Origin of the sequence: Saccharopolyspora griseoalba, from assembly GCF_042665275.1 — a bacterium.
GTDB lineage: Bacteria > Actinomycetota > Actinomycetes > Mycobacteriales > Pseudonocardiaceae > Saccharopolyspora > Saccharopolyspora griseoalba.
Genome location: NZ_JBHTCJ010000001.1, coordinates 300,725 through 319,747 on the forward strand (window position 1 = coordinate 300,725; position 19,023 = coordinate 319,747).

The 19,023-nt window shown below is 71.9% G+C and carries 15 protein-coding genes; 9 read left to right on the forward strand and 6 right to left on the reverse strand.

From position 1 onward, the window contains the following. Positions 1 to 54: 54 nt before the first annotated feature. Both ACFQRI_RS01415 and ACFQRI_RS01420 read right to left on the reverse strand, forming a co-directional pair. A complete protein-coding gene (locus ACFQRI_RS01415; RefSeq protein ID WP_380663268.1) occupies positions 55 to 531 on the reverse strand; it encodes a MarR family winged helix-turn-helix transcriptional regulator in 477 nt (158 codons plus the stop codon). 248 nt (positions 532 to 779) lie between these two features. Further along, the gene (locus ACFQRI_RS01420) at positions 780 to 1,424 is read right to left on the reverse strand and encodes a 4'-phosphopantetheinyl transferase family protein (protein WP_380663271.1); all 645 of its coding nucleotides are present in this window, start codon (positions 1,422 to 1,424) and stop codon (positions 780 to 782) included. Positions 1,425 to 1,535: 111 nt separating this feature from the next. On the opposite strand from ACFQRI_RS01420, the gene ACFQRI_RS01425 reads away from it, so the two are divergent. After that, positions 1,536 to 2,009, forward strand: coding sequence for a cupin domain-containing protein (locus tag ACFQRI_RS01425; protein ID WP_380663274.1), 474 nt, complete (start codon positions 1,536 to 1,538; stop codon positions 2,007 to 2,009). On the opposite strand, the gene ACFQRI_RS01430 is transcribed toward ACFQRI_RS01425, so the two are convergent. Next, positions 1,991 to 3,589, reverse strand: coding sequence for an FUSC family protein (locus ACFQRI_RS01430; protein WP_380663277.1), 1,599 nt, complete (start codon positions 3,587 to 3,589; stop codon positions 1,991 to 1,993). The genes ACFQRI_RS01425 and ACFQRI_RS01430 overlap by 19 nt on opposite strands. A 42-nt stretch (positions 3,590 to 3,631) precedes the next feature. Between ACFQRI_RS01430 and ACFQRI_RS01435 the strand changes: the two genes are divergently transcribed. The 7 genes from ACFQRI_RS01435 (at position 3,632) to ACFQRI_RS01465 (ending at position 15,481) form a co-directional block, all read left to right on the forward strand. Further along, positions 3,632 to 4,117 (forward strand): MarR family winged helix-turn-helix transcriptional regulator, encoded by a 486-nt coding sequence (locus tag ACFQRI_RS01435; RefSeq protein ID WP_380663280.1) that lies wholly within the window; start codon positions 3,632 to 3,634, stop codon positions 4,115 to 4,117. Between the two features lie 194 nt (positions 4,118 to 4,311). Next, entirely contained in the window at positions 4,312 to 5,589 is a 1,278-nt protein-coding gene (locus ACFQRI_RS01440) for a glycosyltransferase 87 family protein (RefSeq protein WP_380663283.1), read from the forward strand. A gap of 447 nt (positions 5,590 to 6,036) precedes the next feature. Further along, the gene (gltB, locus tag ACFQRI_RS01445) at positions 6,037 to 10,599 is read left to right on the forward strand and encodes a glutamate synthase large subunit (protein ID WP_380663285.1); all 4,563 of its coding nucleotides are present in this window, start codon (positions 6,037 to 6,039) and stop codon (positions 10,597 to 10,599) included. Then, a complete protein-coding gene (locus ACFQRI_RS01450) occupies positions 10,592 to 12,046 on the forward strand; it encodes a glutamate synthase subunit beta (RefSeq protein ID WP_380663289.1) in 1,455 nt (484 codons plus the stop codon). The genes gltB and ACFQRI_RS01450 overlap by 8 nt, the downstream gene beginning before the upstream one ends. 212 nt (positions 12,047 to 12,258) lie before the next feature. Further along, complete coding sequence (locus ACFQRI_RS01455; RefSeq protein ID WP_380663294.1) at positions 12,259 to 12,924, forward strand: PaaI family thioesterase; 666 nt, start codon at positions 12,259 to 12,261, stop codon at positions 12,922 to 12,924. Between the two features lie 32 nt (positions 12,925 to 12,956). After that, positions 12,957 to 14,495 (forward strand): acyl-CoA synthetase, encoded by a 1,539-nt coding sequence (locus ACFQRI_RS01460; protein WP_380663298.1) that lies wholly within the window; start codon positions 12,957 to 12,959, stop codon positions 14,493 to 14,495. Beyond that, positions 14,492 to 15,481 (forward strand): LLM class F420-dependent oxidoreductase, encoded by a 990-nt coding sequence (locus tag ACFQRI_RS01465; protein WP_380663301.1) that lies wholly within the window; start codon positions 14,492 to 14,494, stop codon positions 15,479 to 15,481. The genes ACFQRI_RS01460 and ACFQRI_RS01465 overlap by 4 nt, the downstream gene beginning before the upstream one ends. Position 15,482: 1 nt before the next feature. Here the strand turns inward: ACFQRI_RS01465 and ACFQRI_RS01470 are convergent, their stop codons facing one another. After that, positions 15,483 to 16,169 (reverse strand): histidine phosphatase family protein, encoded by a 687-nt coding sequence (locus ACFQRI_RS01470; protein ID WP_380663304.1) that lies wholly within the window; start codon positions 16,167 to 16,169, stop codon positions 15,483 to 15,485. 114 nt (positions 16,170 to 16,283) lie between these two features. Beyond that, positions 16,284 to 16,895, reverse strand: a complete 612-nt coding sequence (locus ACFQRI_RS01475; RefSeq protein ID WP_380663306.1) for a LysE/ArgO family amino acid transporter — start codon at positions 16,893 to 16,895, stop codon at positions 16,284 to 16,286. Between the two features lie 66 nt (positions 16,896 to 16,961). Here ACFQRI_RS01475 and ACFQRI_RS01480 point away from each other — a divergent pair, with 66 nt between their 5' ends. Then, a complete protein-coding gene (locus tag ACFQRI_RS01480) occupies positions 16,962 to 17,846 on the forward strand; it encodes a LysR family transcriptional regulator ArgP (protein ID WP_380663308.1) in 885 nt (294 codons plus the stop codon). 34 nt (positions 17,847 to 17,880) lie between these two features. Here the strand turns inward: ACFQRI_RS01480 and ACFQRI_RS01485 are convergent, their stop codons facing one another. After that, the gene (locus tag ACFQRI_RS01485; protein ID WP_380663310.1) at positions 17,881 to 18,690 is read right to left on the reverse strand and encodes a crotonase/enoyl-CoA hydratase family protein; all 810 of its coding nucleotides are present in this window, start codon (positions 18,688 to 18,690) and stop codon (positions 17,881 to 17,883) included. Between the last annotated feature and the right edge of the window lie 333 nt (positions 18,691 to 19,023).

Genomic DNA, 19,023 nt, shown 5'->3' on the forward strand with positions numbered 1-19,023 from the left:
ATGATCGGCCACTGGACGGACGTCACACCGGCCGCGGAGCCCGGTGCGGCCGGGTCAACCCGACTCGGGGCCGTTGGCGGCGCGAAGCGTTCGCATGGCCTCGGCCAGGGCCGCGGAGTTCTGCTGGCCGAGCGGGGCGAGCACGCGCTCGCGCAGGAGCTCGGCCGCCGCGGCACGAGCGCGCGTGGCGATCTCCTCGCCGTGCTCGGTCAGCACGGCGAAGGTGACCCGGCGGTCGGTCTCGGAGGGCTCGCGGCGGATCAGCCCGGCCTTGGTCAGCCGGTCGGCGACCTTGGTGAAGCCGCCGCTGCTGAGCGCGGCCTCCTTGGCCAGCACCGTCATCTGCATCCGGTGGCCGGGGGAGCGGACCAGTCTGATCAGGATGTCGAACGAGGCCATCGGGAGGCCGAACCGCCGGTCGATCTCGGCGGCGAGCCGGTCGGCGGTGACGTGGTAGCCCTCGATGACCAGGCCCCACCAGGTGACCAGTTGATCGTCGTCGACCTGCGGTGGGTCGATCGTGTGATCCAACGCGACGCTCCTTCGGCAGTGTTGCTTCCAGCAAGCATCCTACCGGAGAGAAGCTTCTCAGAAAATGACTTGCTAGGAAGATACCTTCGACGATAACGTCTTGCTGGGAAGAGGTCGGGCCATCGGGAAAGGGGGTGTGGCGGGCGTCCACCGTCGAGGGGAGCGCACCGTCGGCGCCGAGGGAGTTCCAAGAGGGGGGAACGAGGTCGTGCGACGAACGGCGCGGGGTCGGTGGGCGCCCGCCACTGCTACGCGACCGCGACCGCGGTGAGGACGAGCCCGTCGCGGGCCAGCCAGCGGCCGGTGAAGCTGTGCAGCTCGCGTCCGGGCGAGCGGGCGGGCTTGGCGAGCTCCGCGGTGAACTCGCCGGGGGAGAAGGTCAGCTCGGCGTCCTCGAACCCGAGCCACTCCCCGGTGATCGGGAACCAGGCCTTGTAGATCGACTCCTTGGCCGAGAACAACAACCGGTCCCAGTGCGTCGCGGGCTCGCGCGCGGCCAGTTCGCGCAGGTGGGCGCGTTCGGCTTCCAGGGAGACGACGTCGAGCACGCCCGCGGGCAGCGCGCTGTGCGGTTCTGCGTCGATGCCCACCGAGGTGAGCTCGTCGGACCGCGCCACGGCCGCGCCGCGGTACCCCGCGCAGTGGGTGATCGTGCCGACAACGCCGGCCGGCCACCGCGGCGCACCTCGTTCGCCGCGCTCGATCGGCTCGGGCGGAACGCCGAGGCGCTCCAGGGCGCGGTGCGCGCACCAGCGGCCACCGCTGAACTCGCGGCGCCGCTTGTCCACCGCGTGCGCGATCTGGGCCTCCTCCTCGGGGAACAGCCGGGCCCGGACCGGATCGCCGAACAGCTCGGCGCCGGCCGCGGTCGCGGGCAGCAGCTCTTCGATCACCGAATTCCCCCGAGGTGCACCCGGCAAGCCTATAGGCGCGCCGCGCGCGCTTGTGCCGGGCGCGTCCGGTGCGGTTACCTCGGCGGTGATCTCGACGTTGGGGGTATTTCAATGGCGCAGCAGGACGCGTTCCACCCGGATCTGTCCGATCCCGTCCCGGAGGAGCGGCGCAGGTCGCTGCGCACCCGGGTGCAGCTGGTGCGCTCGCGCGATCTGGACCGCAACACCGCCCAGACCGAGGGCATGCGGCGGCTGGCGGCCGTCAGCGGTGAGCTCGTGGGCTCCGAGGCGATCTGGATGGGGGAGACGCACGTGGCCCCGGCCACGGCCTCCGCGGACCACCACCACGGCGAGTCCGAGACCGCCATCTACGTGGTCAGCGGCAATCCGGCGTTCGTCTTCCACGACGGCACCGAGGAAGTTCGGCTGACCACCGAGCCCGGCGACTACGTCTTCGTTCCGCCCTACGTCCCGCACCGCGAGGAGAACCCCGACCCGGAGCGCCCCGCGGTGGTGGTGATCGCCCGCAGCACCCAGGAGGCCGTCGTGGTCAACCTGCCGGAGCTCTACGCCCTGGAGCCCTGAGCGGCCGCGCTCGGGGCCGTGTCTGCCAGCACCTGGTAGGCGCGGTGCTCGGTGTCGAGCACCAGCCGCGGGTCGGGGTGGCGTTGGAACTCCCCGGAGACCACGTGGTGCGCGTCGCGGAGCGCGAAGACCGCCGCCAGCAGGCGCCCGCGCGCCTCGGCGTCCGCGGGCGCCGAGCGCAGCTCCTCGGTCGCCCGCTGGCAGCTGCGGACCGCCTCGCGCAGGCGCTGCGCCGAGCGCCGGTTGAGCAGCACCGCGCACACCGCGACCCCGATCACCGCGCCGACCAGCGTCATGGTGACGCGCTCGACCACCAGGCCCAGGTGGTCGGGGTGGCTCAGCGCCGCCAGGCACAGGGCCAGCGGCGTGGCGAAGGTCAGCCCGAGCCCGTAGTTGGACATCACCACCAGCTCCGCGGCGACCTGGCACACCACGATCACCACCAGCATCGCCCACGGCGAGGGGTGCGCGGCGAAGATCAGCAGTGCCAGCACCGAGCCCGCCGCGGTGCCCGCGCACCGCTGGACCGCGCGGTGCCAGGTGGTGGTCGCGTTCTGCGACTGCAGCACCGAGCTCACCGACACCACCGCCCAGTAGGCGTGCTCCAGCTGGAAGGCCGCGAGGGCCAGACCGGTGATCAGCGAGGCCAGCGCCATCCGCGCCGCGTTGCTGCGGTACGGCGCCAGCGCGGCGAGCGGGCCGCGACGCCGCCGGGGCAGCGGGTGCGGCGCCGGCAGCGCGTGGTCGGCCGCGGGGACGCCGCCGCGGCGGCACCGGCGGGCCAGCGCGCGCAGCTGCGCGGAGATCTCCGCCGAGACCCCGGCGGAGCGGCCGGAGGGGCGGTGCAGCAGGTGCGCGGCGTGCGCGAGCTGCGCGCGCAGCTCCTCGGCGGTCTCCTGGGTGTGCCCGTGCACCTCCGACAGGGCGCGGTGCAGGGCGGTGTGCGCGCGGTGCCGCCGGTCGGTGCTCGGCGATTCCAACTGGTCGGCGGTGGCCAGCAGGGCTCGCGCGGTGGCCAGCCGGTGCGGTCCGGTGGGGTGCAGCACCGCACCGGACATGCTCAGCAGGTAGGACAGCCCGGCCGAGGCGGCCGTGACCGCGACGACCTGGGAGAAGCCGGTCCAGGTCTGCGGGGAGTAGGCCGCCGCGCCCGCGGCGAAGACGAACATCAAGCCGCCGGGCGGGCCGAGTTCGAGCACGTCGGCCACCAGCTTGGCGGCGGTGGCCACCAGCGTCAGCACGACGACCTTCGCGACCCCGCCCGCGTCGCTCGCCGCGGTGGCCGCCCCCGCGGCCGTGCTGGCGGTGAGCCCGACCCCGACCACCAGCAGCAGCCGGGCGCGCCGGGCGTAGGGGTCGACGCGGCAGTACAGCGAGGTGAACGCGCCCAGCGCGGCGAACGGCGCGAGGTCGAGGTGTCCGGTGGTCGCCAGCGCGGCGATCGGCAGCAGGTAGGACAGGCCCACGCGCAGCGCGGGGACCAGCACGCCGCCGAAGACGCGGGTGACGCGCAGCGCGTCCCGGGTGCGCAAGGTGGTGCTGATCCGTTGCCGCGCGGTGCTGGTGCCGAAATGCTTCACTGGTAAAATATTACCAGGTGGTTTACTCGTGAAGGAGTGAGGGTGGACGTCGTCGGTCGGATCAGCGCGCAGTGGCGCGAGCGGTATCCGGACCTGGACCTCTCGCCGATCGAGGTCGCGGGTCGGGTTCGCAGGCTCGGCGTGCTCGCCGGGAACCTGCCGGACCGGGTGGTCGGCGACGCCCGGCTCACCCGCGTGGAGTTCGAGGTGCTCAGCGCGCTGCACCGCGCCGGAGGGGCGATGCGGCCCAGCAGGCTGACCAGGGAGACGCTGTCCTCCGGTGCGGCCACCACCAAGCGGTTGGCCAAGCTCGCCGAGGAGGGGCTGATCACCCGCAGCACCTCCGGGCACGACCGCCGCGAGGTCGACGTGCGGCTCACCGACCGCGGGCGCGAGATCGTCGAGCGGGTCTTCCCCGCGCAGGTCGAGTGGGAGCGCGAGCTGCTGGCCCCGCTGGACGAGGGGGAGCGCGCGCAGCTGGCCGACCTGCTGGCCAAGGTCCTCGAACCGCTCGACCCGCCCGGGTGAGCGATGGCTCTTCCGCAACCGCCTCCGCACCGGTAAGCACGCGGGTGGTCGAATGCCTCCGGGCGAGTCGTGTGACGCGGCGCCATCGCGACGGGTTAGGCTTTGCCGGTTTTTGGGGATTTCGCGACCCGGCGAGCTCGGCGTGATCGGGTGTCACGCGCTCGCGCCCGGTCGCCCGAGCGAGAGGACCCGGGGTGGTCACCGAACGGACCGGAGCCGTCCACGCGCTGCGCACCGGCGAGCTGACCGCCCGGCTGCGCGCGTTCGTGTTCCTCAACGCGCGCGCGATCGCGCTCGTGTCGCTGCCGCTCCTGGCGGCCTCGTTCGCGCTGCTGGTGCTGCTGCACCGCGCCGGGCTGGACCCGAGCTGGGCGATCGACTACCAGGTCTACCGCTGGGCGGTGCACACCTGGCTGGCGGGCGGCGACATCGTCAACTACGCGCCGACGGTGAGCATCGGGCGCCCGCTGCCGTGGGTCTACCCGCCGTTCGCGCTGCTGCCCCTGCTGCCGTTCGCGCTGCTGCCGTTCACCGTCGGCCTGGTGGCGCTCTACCTGGTGGACTTCGCGGCGATGGGCGCCGCGATGTACGTGGTGATCCGGCGGCTGTGGCCCGCCGCGGGCAGGCGCGGCGCGGTGGCGGTCGCCATGGCGCTGCTGCCGTTCACCCTGTTCCTGGAGCCGGTGTACTCCTCCTTCGGGCTCGGTCAGGTCAACATCGCGCTGATGGGGCTGGTCATCGTCGACTGCCTGGCCCGCGCGCCGCGCTGGCCGCGCGGCGCGCTCATCGGCATCGCGGCGGCCATCAAGCTCACCCCGGCGGCGTTCCTGCTGTTCTTCCTGGTCCGCAAGGACTTCCGCGCGAGCGCCGTGGCCGTGGCAACGGCGGTGCTGGGCACCCTGGCGGGCTTCGCGCTGAACCTCCAGGCCTCGATGGACTACTGGTTCAACCAGGGGCCGGCGCAGGGCGTCTCCGGCTCGGCGTTCCACACCAACCAGGCGGTCCTGGGCGAGCTGACCCGGCTGGGCCTGCCGTCCGCGGCCAAGTACGCGGTCTGGTTCGCGCTGGCCGGGGCGCTGACCGCGGTGGTCGCGCTGGCCGTTCGCCGGGTGGAACCCGCGCTGGGCGTGATGGCCACCGGTCTGCTGTCGCTGCTGATCTCGCCCACCTCCTGGTCGGACCACTGGGTGTGGTGCGTGCCCGGGCTGGTGGTGCTGCTGGGCCACGCGGTGCGGAGGCTCAGCGTCGGATGGCTGCTGACCGCGGGGTGGACGCTGCTGACCGTCGTGGTGGCCTCATTCGGGTGGGTTCCCAACGGTCCGCCGTGGACGCCGCTGGAGCACTTGCTGGGCAATCCCTACCTGGTGTGGGGGCTGGTCCTGATCGGCCTGCTCGCGCGCCACTGCCTGCGCAAACCCGCTGCTGAGCCGGTTCCGGAGCCGGTGCGCGAAACCGCGGTCGCGGCGCGCTGAGCTTCCGCTGGAGAAAATCCTCTCGCGAACCGGGCTCGCGTCCGGGTGATTGCCGTCGACTCGTCGACGGTGTACCAAACAATTGCGGAATTCGTTGGCGATGAACCGATTCCGAGTGGTGGTGCTTCGGGATTCCGGGCCGCGCAAGAAGATCGTGAACAACACCACTGCTCGGGACGAACAGTCGCGCGCGGCCGGATCAGTGGTGCACAATCCCACGAACTCGCAGCCGTTCGTGACAACGGCGTCTCACTGGCTGAGAGTGGTCACGTTCGCTTAACTTCGTGTTACCTGCCGGTAGCTTTCCAGCTGAGCGATCTGTAGAGTGCCTCAAACTGACCAAGAGTGCAACGGCGCATCCTTTTGTCAGTGCCCCCAAAGGTCCCAATGTTCCGCAGTGGGTGACTCCTGCCCTGCTGCGGGTGTGGCCTGTCGACGGGAGGTCCGATGACTCTTTCCCACCATGTGAGAAGCGTGGCGCAGCGTAGCGCCGAAGCCGACGGTCTCTACGACCCGGCAGCCGAGCACGACGCCTGCGGTGTCGCGTTCGTGGCCGACCTCCGCGGTCGGCAAAGCCATGACCTGGTTGAGAAAGCACTGACCGCGCTGCGCAACCTGGAACACCGCGGCGCCAAGGGCGCCGACCCGGACACCGGTGACGGCGTCGGGCTGCTCACCCAGATCCCGGACGCGTTCTTCCGCGCCGTGGTGCCCTTCGAGCTGCCCGAGAAGGGCGCTTACGCCGCCGGCACGGCCTTCCTGCCCGCCGAGGCCGAGGCCGCCGAGCAGGCGGTCGCCCGCATCGAGCGGATCGTGGCCGAGGAGGGCCTGCGGCTGCTGGGCTGGCGCGAGGTCCCGGTGGCCGACGACTGCGCGGGCACGTCCGCGCGCGAGGTCATGCCGAGCTTCCGCCAGCTGTTCATCGGCGCGGCCGACGAGAACCAGGCGGAGTCGGCGCTGGCCTTCGAGCGCCGGGCGTTCTGCGTGCGCAAGCGCGCCGAGCACGAGGCCGACGTGTACTTCCCGAGCCTCTCGGCGCGCACCATCGTCTACAAGGGCATGCTGACCGAAGCCCAGCTGCCGGCGTTCTACCCGGACCTGGGCGACGAGCGGTTCGCCAGCGCCATCGGCCTGGTGCACTCCCGGTTCTCCACGAACACCTTCCCGTCGTGGCCGCTGGCGCACCCGTACCGGTTCATCGCGCACAACGGCGAGATCAACACGCTCAAGGGGAACCGCAACTGGATGCGGACCCGCGAGAGCATGCTCGAGACCGATCTCATCCCGGGCGACCTGCAGCGGCTGTACCCGATCGCCACGCCCGACGGCAGCGACTCGGCGACCTTCGACGAGGTGCTCGAACTGCTGCACCTCGGCGGGCGCAGCCTGCCGCACGCGGTGCTGATGATGATCCCGGAGGCGTGGGAGAACCACGCCGAGATGGATCCCGCGCGGCGCGCGTTCTACGAGTTCCACAACTACCTGATGGAGCCCTGGGACGGTCCGGCGCAGGTGGCCTTCACCGACGGCACGCAGATCGGCGCGGTGCTCGACCGCAACGGCCTGCGCCCCGGTCGCTACTGGGTGACCGAGGACGGCCTGGTCGTGGTGGCCAGCGAGGTCGGCGTGCTCGACATCGAGCCGGAGCGGGTCGTGCGCAAGGGCCGGTTGCAGCCGGGCCGCATGTTCCTGGTCGACACCGAGGCCGGCCGCATCGTCGACGACGAGGAGGTCAAGGGCCAGCTCGCCGCCGAGTACCCCTACCAGGAGTGGCTCGACGAGGGCCTGGTGCAGCTGGAGAGCCTGCCCGAGCGCGAGCGCGAGCTGCCCTCGCACGACTCGCTGGTGCACCGCCAGCAGGTGTTCGGCTACACCCAGGAAGAGCTGGGCGTGCTGCTCAAGCCGATGGCGCGGGCGGGCGCCGAGCCGATCGGCTCGATGGGCAACGACGTGCCCTTCGCGGCGTTCTCGGACCGGCCGCGGCAGCTGTTCGACTACTTCACCCAGCTGTTCGCCCAGGTCACCAACCCGCCGCTGGACGCGATCCGCGAGGAGCTGGTCACCTCGCTGAGCACCCACGTCGGACCGGAGCACAACCTGCTGGGCCACGCCCCCGAGGCGTGCCACCAGCTGGTGCTGCCGTTCCCGGTGCTCGACAACGACCAGCTCGCCAAGATCGTGCACATCAACGACGACGGCGACCGACCGGACCTCAAGCCCGCGGTCATCGACGCGACCTACCGCGTCGCGGGCGGGGGAGAGGCGCTGCGCGCGCGGCTGGACCGCATCTGCGAAGAGGTCTCGGCCGCCGTCGCGGACGGGGCGCACATCCTGGTGCTCTCCGACCGCAACGCCGACGAGCAGAAGGCGCCGATCCCGTCGCTCCTGGTCACCGGAGCGGTGCACCACCACCTGGTGCGCGAGAAGCAGCGCACCAAGGTCGGCCTGATCGTCGAGGCCGGTGACGTGCGCGAGGTGCACCACGTCGCGCTGCTGATCGGCTACGGCGCCGCCGCGGTCAACCCCTACGTCGCGATGGCCACCGTCGAGGACCTGGTGCGCACCGGGGTGCTCGCCGACGTCACCGCCGAGCAGGCCACCGCGAACCTGATCAAGGCGCTGGGCAAGGGCGTCCGCAAGACCATGTCCAAGATGGGCGTGTCCACTGTGGCCTCCTACACCGGTGCGCAGATCTTCGAGGCGATCGGCCTCGGCGAGGAGGTCGTCGAGCGATGCTTCGCGGGCACCACCTCGCGCCTGGGCGGCGTCGGCTTCGACGTGCTGGCCCAGGAGGTCGCCGAGCGGCACCGCCGCGCCTACCCGTCCGACGACGTGCAGGCCCCGCACCGCACGCTGGCGGTCGGCGGCGAGTACCAGTGGCGGCGCGAGGGCGAGCCGCACCTGTTCAACCCGAAGACGGTCTTCAAGCTCCAGCACTCCACGCGCGCCGGGCGCTACGAGGTGTTCAAGGAGTACACCCAGGCCGTCGACGACCAGTCGCGCGACCTGATGACGCTGCGCGGGCTGTTCAAGTTCCGCGAAGGCGTGCGCAAGCCGGTGCCGGTCGAGGAGGTCGAGCCGGTCTCGTCGATCGTCAAGCGCTTCGCCACCGGTGCCATCTCGTACGGGTCGATCTCCCAGGAGATGCACGAGACGCTGGCGATCGCGATGAACCGGCTGGGCGGCAAGTCCAACACCGGTGAGGGCGGTGAGGACGCCGACCGGTTCACCCCGGACGCCAACGGCGACTCGCGCCGCTCGGCGATCAAGCAGGTCGCCTCCGGGCGCTTCGGCGTGACCAGCGAGTACCTGGTCAACTCCGACGACATCCAGATCAAGATGGCCCAGGGCGCCAAGCCCGGCGAGGGCGGTCAGCTGCCCGGCGGCAAGGTCTACCCGTGGGTGGCCAAGACCCGGCACTCCACGCCGGGCGTGGGCCTGATCTCGCCGCCGCCGCACCACGACATCTACTCGATCGAGGACCTGGCCCAGCTCATCCACGACCTGAAGAACGCCAACCCCAAGGCGCGCATTCACGTCAAGCTGGTCTCCGAGGTCGGTGTCGGCACGGTCGCGGCGGGCGTGTCCAAGGCGCACGCCGACGTGGTGCTCATCTCCGGGCACGACGGCGGCACCGGTGCCTCGCCGCTGTCGTCGATCAAGCACGCCGGCGGCCCCTGGGAGCTCGGTCTGGCCGAGACGCAGCAGACGCTGCTGGCCAACGACCTGCGCGACCGGATCGTGGTGCAGACCGACGGCCAGCTCAAGACCGGCCGCGACGTGGTCATCGCCGCGCTGCTGGGCGCCGAGGAGTTCGGCTTCGCCACCGCGCCGCTGGTGGTCTCGGGTTGCATCATGATGCGGGTCTGCCACCTCGACACCTGCCCGGTGGGCGTGGCCACGCAGAACCCGAAGCTGCGCGAGAAGTTCTCCGGCAAGGCCGAGTACGTGGTGAACTTCTTCGAGTTCATCGCCCAGGAGGTCCGGGAGTACCTGGCCGAGCTCGGCTTCCGCTCGCTCGACGAGGCCATCGGGCACGCCGACCTGCTGGACACCTCGGAGGCGGTGCGGCACTGGAAGACCCAGGGCCTGGACCTGGCTCCGCTGACCCACGTGCCCGAGCTGCCCAAGGAGGCCTCCCGGCACCAGACCACCGAGCAGGACCACGGTCTGGAGAAGGCGCTGGACAACACGCTCATCCAGCTCGCCGAGGGCGCGCTCAAGGAGGGCACCCCGGTGCGGCTGGACCTGCCGGTGCGCAACGTCAACCGGACCGTGGGCACCATGCTCGGCTCCGAGCTGACCCGGCGCTGGGGCGGCGAGGGCCTGCCGGACGACACCATCGACGTGACCTTCACCGGTTCGGCCGGGCAGTCCTTCGGTGCGTTCGTGCCGCGCGGGATCACCCTGCGGCTGCTGGGCGACGGCAACGACTACGTCGGCAAGGGCCTCTCCGGCGGGCGCGTCGTCGTGCGCCCGGACCACAAGGCGACCTTCCCCGCCGAGCAGAACATCATCGCGGGCAACGTGATCGCCTACGGCGCCACCGGCGGCGAGCTGTTCCTGCGCGGTGTGGTCGGGGAGCGCTTCTGCGTGCGCAACTCCGGCGCGATCGCGGTGGTCGAGGGCGTCGGCGACCACGGTTGCGAGTACATGACCGGCGGTCGCGCGGTGATCCTCGGCAAGACCGGCCGCAACTTCGCGGCGGGCATGTCCGGCGGCATCGCCTACCTGCTCGACATCGACGAGAACCGGATCAACCCGGAGATGGTGGATCTGGACCCGCTCGACGACGCGGACCGCGAGTTCCTGCACGACCGGGTGCGCAGGCACTACGAGCAGACCGAGTCGGCGGTGGCGCACGAGCTGCTGGCCGACTGGGACACCGCGGTGGAGCGCTTCGGCAAGGTCATGCCGAAGGACTTCAAGCGGGTGCTGCAGGCCCAGAGCGCCGCCGAACGCGAGGGTCGCGACGTCAACGAGGCGATCATGGAGGCGGCTCATGGCTGACCCCAAGGGATTCATGACGACGCCGCGGGAGAACCCGCAGCGTCGTCCGGTGGACGTGCGCATCAAGGACTGGCGCGAGGTCTACCTGGAGTTCGAGCAGCCGCGGCTGACCAAGCAGGCCGGCCGGTGCATGGACTGCGGGATTCCGTTCTGCCACCAGGGTTGTCCGCTCGGGAACCTGATCCCCGAGTGGAACGACCTGGTGTGGCGGGACGACTGGGAGGCCGCGATCGAGCGGCTGCACGCCACCAACAACTTCCCGGAGTTCACCGGGACGTTGTGCCCCGCCCCGTGCGAGGCGGCGTGCGTGGTCGGCATCAACGACGACCCGGTGTCCATCAAGCAGGTCGAGATCTCCATCATCGACAAGGCCTGGGAGAAGGGCTTCGTCAAGCCGCAGCTGGCTGCCAAGCAGACCGGCAAGAAGGTCGCGGTCATCGGTTCCGGGCCGGCCGGCCTGGCCGCCGCGCAGCAGCTGACCCGGGTGGGGCACAGCGTGGTGGTCTACGAGCGGGCCGACCGCATCGGCGGGCTGCTGCGCTACGGCATCCCCGAGTTCAAGATGGAGAAGAGCCGGCTGGACCGGCGTCTCGGGCAGATGCGCGCCGAGGGCACCGAGTTCCGGCCCGGGGTCAACGTCGGCGTGGACGTCACCGTCGAGCAGCTGCGCGCCGACTACGACGCGGTCGTGCTGGCCGGCGGGGCCACCAAGGCCCGCGATCTGCCCGCGACCGGCCGCGAGCTCGACGGCATCCACCAGGCCATGGAGTACCTGCCGCTGGCGAACAAGGTGCAGGAGGGCGACTTCGCGCGCGCTCCGATCCACGCCGAGGGCAAGCACGTCGTGGTCATCGGCGGCGGGGACACCGGTGCCGACTGCGTGGGCACCGCGCACCGCCAGGGCGCGGCTTCGGTCACGCAGCTGGAGATCATGCCGCAGCCGCCCGAGGAGCGCTCGGACGCGCACCCCTGGCCGACCTACCCGATGATCTACCGGGTGTCCTCGGCGCACGAGGAGGGCGGTGAGCGGCTGTACTCGGTGAACACCCAGGAGTTCCTGGGCGACGAGCGGGGTCGCGTGCGCGCCCTGCGACTGGTGGAGGTGCGGCGCACCGACTCCGGGTTCGAGCCGGTCGAGGGCACCGAGCGGGAGATCCCGGCCCAGCTGGTCCTGCTGGCGATGGGCTTCGTCGGACCGCAGCAGGAGGGCCTGCTCGACGACCTCGGCATCGACTACGACCCGCGGGGCAACGTGGCCCGCGACGAGAACTTCATGTCCAGCGTGGGCGGCGTGTTCGCCGCCGGGGACATGGGTCGCGGCCAGTCGCTGATCGTCTGGGCGATCTCGGAGGGCCGCGCCGCGGCCGCCGGGGTGGACCGCTACCTGATGAACGGCCGGGACGTCCTCCCGGCCCCGATCGAGCCGACCGACCGCCCGATGACCTGATCGGGAGATCGAGCCGAGGGCGCCGCCGACCACCCGGTCGGCGGCGCCCTCGCGCGCTCGGCCCCTTCTTTCATCGAAGGTCCCGGGGAGCTCCCCAGGGCTTTCGATGGAGAAGGGACGCGCCTCGGGGTGACAAACCGGCCGGTCGGTCTGGACTGCGGGCGATCTGCGGGCGAGACTGGGGCGGGTACGCGGATGTGGAGGAGAACAGCGTGGCTGAAGGTGCTTCGTCCGCCGAGTCGGGAGCGCGGGAGCGGCGGAAGGCGGTGCACGAGCTCGGCGAGGCGCTGCGCGAGCTCACCGACGCCGCGGTGTCCACCGAGGTCGATGCGGAAACCCTGCGGGAGGTCGCCGAGCAGGTGCGCGGGCTGTTGCCGCCGCTGAGCGCGGCCAGCCGCGTGCGCGGGCAGATGGCGACCGTCGACGAGGGCGCGCGGCGGCTGCGGATCTACAACCCCGCGATCGGCCCCGGCAACCCGGTCGCCCCGCCGATGCAGGTCGAGCACGGCGAGGGCAAGGCCGTGGGCACCTGCACGCTGGGCCTGGCCTACGAGGGCCCGCCCAGCTACGTGCACGGCGGGGTGAGCGCGATGCTGCTCGACCAGATCCTCGGGCACGCGCACGCCGCCGCGGGTGCGCCCGCCGGGATGACGGTCCGGCTCTCGCTGCGCTACCGGCGCCCGGTGCCGTTGAGCACCCCGCTGCGCATCGTCGGCGAGATCGACGAGCACGACGGCCGCTGGACGAGGTCGCGGGCCACCGTGGCCACCGCCGAGGAACCCGACCACGTGCTGGTCGAGGCCGAGGGCGCCTTCGTGGTGCCCAGCGCCGAGCAGGCCGAACGCCTTTTCGGGAAGGTCGAAGGCCTGGCAAGCTGATCCGCCGGTGAGCTTGGTTCGAGGAGGAACCGATGTATCCAGGCGTGCACGCGGCCAACACCCCGGACAAGCCCGCCGTGATCATGGCCGGCTCCGGCGCGGTGACGACCTACCGGGAACTCGACGACCGCTCGCTGCGGCTGGCCAACGCGCTGCGCGCCGCCGGACTGGGCGAGGGCGACGTGGTCGCACTGCTCTCGGACAACGATCCCCGCGCCTTCGAGGTGTACTGGGCCGCGGTTCGCTCCGGCATGTACATCACGGCGGTCAACAGCCACCTGCAGCCCGACGAGATCGCCTACGTCGTCGGCGATTCCGGCGCGGGCGCGCTGGTGGTCTCGGCCGCGCTCGGCGAGCTCGCCGAGCAGGTGGCCGAGCGGATCGACCGGCCACCGGTGATGCTGGCCTTCGGCGGCGCGGTGCGCGGTTTCGACGACTGCGCGGATGTCCTGCGCACGGCCTCCGCCGAGGTTCCCGCGGTGCAGCCCTGCGGTCTGGACCTGCTCTACTCCTCGGGAACCACGGGCAGACCCAAGGGGATCAAGCCGGAGCTGCCCGACCGCCAGGTGCACGAGCCCGGCAACATCCTGGTCGAGCTGCTGCGCGGCTTCTTCGGCTTCGACGACGGCACCGTCTACCTCTCGCCCGCGCCGGTCTACCACGCCGCACCGCTGCGCTACTGCGCCGGAACGCACGCGCTCGGCGGCACCGTGGTGATGATGGAGCACTTCGAGCCGGAGGCGGCGCTGCGGGCCGTCGAGCGGTACCGCGTCACGCACAGCCAGTGGGTCCCGACGATGTTCGTGCGGATGCTCAAGCTCGACGAGTCGGTGCGCGCCGGCTACGACCTGTCCAGCCACCGGTTGGCGGTGCACGCGGCCGCGCCCTGCCCGATCGAGGTCAAGCGCGCGATGATCGACTGGTGGGGCCCGATCCTGCTGGAGTACTACGCCTCCACCGAGGGCATCGGCATGACGCTCATCGACTCGTCGGCCTGGCTGGACAAGCCCGGCTCGGTGGGCAGGTCGGTCTCCGGGGTGGTGCACGTCTGCGACGACGAGGGCGCCGAGCTGCCCGCCGGGGAGGTGGGCGCGATCTACTTCGAGCAGGAGGAGATCACCTTCCGCTACCTCGGCGACGAGGAGAAGACCCGGCGCTCGCGGCATCCGGAGCACGAGCACTGGGCCACCACCGGAGATCTGGGCTACCTCGACGAGGACGGCTTCCTGTTCCTCACCGACCGCAAGGCCTTCATGATCATCTCCGGCGGGGTGAACATCTACCCGCAGGAGGTCGAGAACGAGCTCGCCCTGCACCCGGCGATCACCGACGTGGCGGTCTTCGGCGTGCCGGACGCCGAGATGGGCGAGGCGGTCAAGGCCGTCGTCCAGCCCGCTCCCGGTTCGCGGCCGGGGCCCGAGCTGGAACGGGAGATCATCGAGCACGTGCGCGCGCGATTGGCCCACTACAAGGCGCCGAGCAGCGTGGACTTCCTCGACGAGCTCCCGCGCACGCCCACCGGCAAGCTGGTCAAGGGCGAGTTGAAAGCGCGGTACTCGCGGTCGCGATGACCGCTGTTCGCACCGAGAAGGGAATTTTCGTGGATCGACGTTGGGGCATCACCGTCTCGCTGCCCGGCCTGGGTCTGGCCGAGCAGCGCGAGCTCATCGCCGAGCTGCCGGATCTGGGCTACACCGACGTGTGGTCGGCCGAGGCCAACGGCACCGATGCGTTCACCCCGCTGGCCCTGGCCAGCACCTGGGCGCCGCAGCTGCGCCTGGGCACCGCGATCGTGCCGGTCTACACCCGCGGCCCGGCGACGCTGGCGATGAGCGCGGCCAGCATGGGCGCGGCCGCGCCGGGGCGGTTCGCGCTCGGCGTGGGCACGTCGTCGAACGTGATCGTGGAGCGCTGGAACGACATCCCCTTCGACGAGCCCTTCAAGAAGGTCCGCGACACGGTGCGGTTCCTGCGCAAGGCGCTGACCGGGGAGAAGGTCACCGAGTCCTACGACACCTTCCAGGTCAGGGGGTTCACCGCCGGGGTGGTGGCCGACCCGGTGCCGCCGGTGCTGGTGGCCGCGCTGCGCCCGGGCATGCTCAAGCTGGCGGGCCGGGAGGCCGACGGCGCGATTATCAACTGGTTGTCCCCGGACGACGTGCGCACCGTCGTGCCCCACGTGCACCAGGGCGGACCGGACAAGGAGGTGGTGGCGCGGATCTTCGTGCTGCCCGACCAGGATCCGGAGACCTCCCGGGCGATCGCGCGCAGGCACATCGCCGCCTACATGAACGTGCCGGTCTACCGGGCCTTCCACGAGTGGTTGGGCCGCTCCGAGCTCGCCGGGATGTGGGAGGCCTGGGACGCGGGCGACCGCAAGGCCGCGCTGGAGGCGATCCCGGACTCCGTGGTCGACGACCTGGTGGTGCACGGTCCGGCCGAGCGCTGCCGCGAGCGCGTCCAGCAGTACGTCGAGAACGGGGTCACGACCCCGGTGATCGCCCTGCTCAACCAGGGCGACCCCACCGAGGCCGTGCGCGCGCTGGGACCGAAGTAGGTCAGCCGAGGGCGGCGGGCTGCTGCCCGTCGCCCAGGTGCGCGGTGTCGTTGAAGCGGCGGACGATCCAGCGCTCACCGGTGATCACGATCTGCGAGATCGAGCCGTTGGCCGCGCCGAGGAAGCTCATCGGCCGGGCACCCGAGGCGAGCTCGATGATCTGGCCGATCACGCCGCCGTGGGTGAACACCGCGATCCGCTCGTCCGGGTGCGCGGCGGCCAGCCGGGCCAGCGCCGCGCGAATCCGGTCTCGGAAGGCGTCGGTCGGTTCCGCGCCGGGGATGACGTCCCAGCGGCCCTCGGCGTGCATCCGCTGGATGACCAGGTCGTTCTCGGCGGCCTTGACCCGGAACAGGCCGCCCTCGAACTCGCCGAGGTGGACCTCGCGCAGGTCCGCGGCCACCCGCGGCGTCATGTCGAGCTTGGTCGCCAGCGGTGCGGCGGTCTGCGCGGTGCGCCGCAGGTTGGTCACGTAGAGCGCGGCGAAGGCCTCCTCGGCCAGCCGCTCGCCCACGAGATCGGCCTGCTCCCGCCCGGGCGGGGCCAGGTCCGGATCGCCCTGCCCGCCGACCAGCTCGAACGGCTCGCCGGGGATGGCCGGCGCGGACTCCCCGTGCCGGACCAGCACCACGTCGGTCGCCCCCGCGGGGACGCGGAACCCGGACTGCCGATACTCCACCCTCACCATGCCCCAACACCTACCACGCCGGACCGCGAACCACCCCGAGGTCGAAAACCCTCGAATTCGACCCGGCGAACTCGAGGGTTTTCGACCGGGCGAACTCCCGGCAATTCGCCGTCGTCAGGCGGTGAGCAGCAGGGAGGTGCCCAAGGTGACCATGATGGTGGCGATGGCGCCGTCGAGGACCCGCCAGGCCGCCGGGCGGGTGAACAGACCCGCCAGGAGCCGGGCGCCGAAGCCCAGCGAGATGAACCACACGCAGCTGGCGGCCAGGGCTCCCGCGCCGAACTCCCAGCGCAGGGCGCCGTAGCCGGCGGCGACCGAGCCGATGATGAACACCGCTTCCAGGTGGGCCTGCGGGTTGAGCCAGGTGACGCCCAGGCAGGTCAGCGCCGCTCTGCGGCGGGACCCGGTGGCTTGCGCGCCGACCTCGAGAGCCCCGGGGCGGAACGCGCGGCGGGCGGCCAGCAGCCCGTAGCCGATGACGAACAGCCCGCCGCAGATCGCGGCCGCGGTCATCAGCCACGGCCGGGTGCTGACGATGCCGGCGAACCCGCCGACGCCGATCGCGATCAGCGCCACGTCCGAGGCGATGCAGATCGCCACCACCAGCGGAACGGCGTGCCGTCGCAGGCCCTGGCGGAGCACGAAGGCGTTCTGCGCGCCGATGGACACGATCAGCGACAGGCAGGTTCCGAACCCCGCGGCAGCGGCGGGCAAAGCGCTTCCCATGCCGTCCAACCTAGGCAGCCCGCGAGCAGCAGTACAGCTAAAGATTCTTAGGTAACATTAGCCGGTGTGAATCCCGATCTGCCGCTGGACCAGGTGCGGACGTTGCTCGCGGTGGCCGAGGCGGGCACCTTCGACGCGGCCGCGGAAGCGCTGCACGTGACGCCCTCGGCGGTCAGCCAGCGGGTCAAGGCCCTGGAGCAGCGCACCGGTCGCGTGCTGCTGATCCGCACCAAGCCGGTGCGGCTGACCGAGTCCGGGCAGGTCGTGGTGCGCTTCGGGCGCCAGCTCACCCGGATGGAAGGCGACGTGCGCGCCGAGCTGGGCATGTCCGGTGCCGGCGAGGCGCACCGCGTGCCCATCGCGGTCAACGCCGACTCGCTGTCCACCTGGTTCGTGCCCGCGCTCAGCCGCGCGCCCCGGGAGATCTGCTTCGAGCTGCACCGCGCCGACGAGAGCGCCACCACCGCGCTGCTGCGCGAGGGGCGGGTGATGGCCGCGGTGACCTCCACGGCCGAGCCGGTGCAGGGTTGCGCCGTCCGCCGCCTGGGCAGCATGCGCTACCTGGCCTGCGCCGCGCCGTCGCTGGTCGAGCGGTTCCCGGACGTCCAGCGGTTGATCGCCGAGGGCCCGGTGCTCTACTACGACGACGAGGACCGGCTGCAGGACGCCTTCGCGCGCCGCGTGACCCGGGGGAGGGGAGCGGCGGCGATGCGGCACCGGATTCCCTCCTCGGAGGGCTTCGTCGCCGCGGTGGTGGGTGGTCTCGGCTGGGGTCTGGTGCCGCGCGTGCAGGCCGAGCCGCTGCTGGCCGACGGTTCGCTGGTCGAGGTGCGGCCGGGGTGCTCGGTGGACGTGCCGCTGCACTGGCAGCAGTGGAAGCTCGACTCGCCCGTGCTCGCCGCGGCGGCCGACGCCGTGCTCGCAGCCGCCGCGGACGGTCTCGACGGCTGAGCGGAACTCGGCCGCCGCCTCGTTCGAGCGCTTCCTAGGCCGGGTCGGTGAACTCCGGGTCGCGCTTCTCCAGGTTGGCGGTGACCGCTTCGACCTGGTTCGGGGTGCCGAAGAGGGCGCGGATCGAGTCCTGCTCGGCGGCGAAACCGGCGTCCAGGTCGACGCGGCCCGCGAGGTCGAGCAGCCGCTTGGCCTCGCGCACCGCTTCGGGGTTCTTGCCCGCGATCTCCTCGGCCAGCGCCATCGCGGCCGCGCGCGGGTTCTGCTCGACCCGGGTCGCCAGGCCCGTCTTCGCGGCCTCCTCGCCCTCGACCACCCGGCCGGTGAAGGTGAGCTCCTTGGCGAGGTCGCGGCCGACGAGCTCGGGCAGCAGCTGGGTGCCGGTCATGTCCGGGACGATGCCCCACTTGATCTCCATCACCGACATCCGCGCGTCGGGGGCGATCAGCCGGATGTCCGCGCCGAGCGCGATCTGCAGCCCGCCGCCGTAGGACACGCCGTGCAGCGCGGCGATCACCGGGACGGGCAGCTGCGCCCACACCCACGCGGCCTGCTGGCCGCGCGCCTTGGCCGGGCCGATCGCCCGCTCGGCGACCAGGTCCTCGGTGTTGGAGCCCTCCGAGAACCTCGCCAGCGCTTCGAAGTCCAGTCCCGCGCAGAACGCGCGGCCCTCGCCGGAGAGCACCACGGCGCGCACGCGCGAGTCCTCGGACAGGCGCAGCCCGGTGTCCACCAGCGCCCGGAACATCTCCGGGTCCAGCGCGTTGAGCTTGTCCGGGCGGTTCAACCGCACGTCGGCCACCCCGTCGGTCACGGTGCAGCTGATCCGGTCGGGTTCCGACACGAGTTGTCCTCCAAGGTCTTTCGGGCGAGCGCGGGCACCGCTGCGGTGGGCGCTCGCGCGCACGGCGGGTTCGGCGCACGTTAGGCGGGCGCCCCCGGGAGGTCAACGACGCGGGCCGGCGATCCGCGACGCGTCGTGCGCAGCATCACGGCGAGCCGGCGTCGCCGAACTCCGCGGCATCGCGGGGAAAGCGGGGCGGGACGGTCCGGGGGTGCGGTTCGGGGCGGGTGGTGAGCGAGGCGTACGCTAATGCGCGTACGGCGCACGCAGTGGGGGCTGGGTGCGATCGGGTCGGGGTGGTGCGGCGGCGTCGGCTGGGGGTGATGCCGCCGC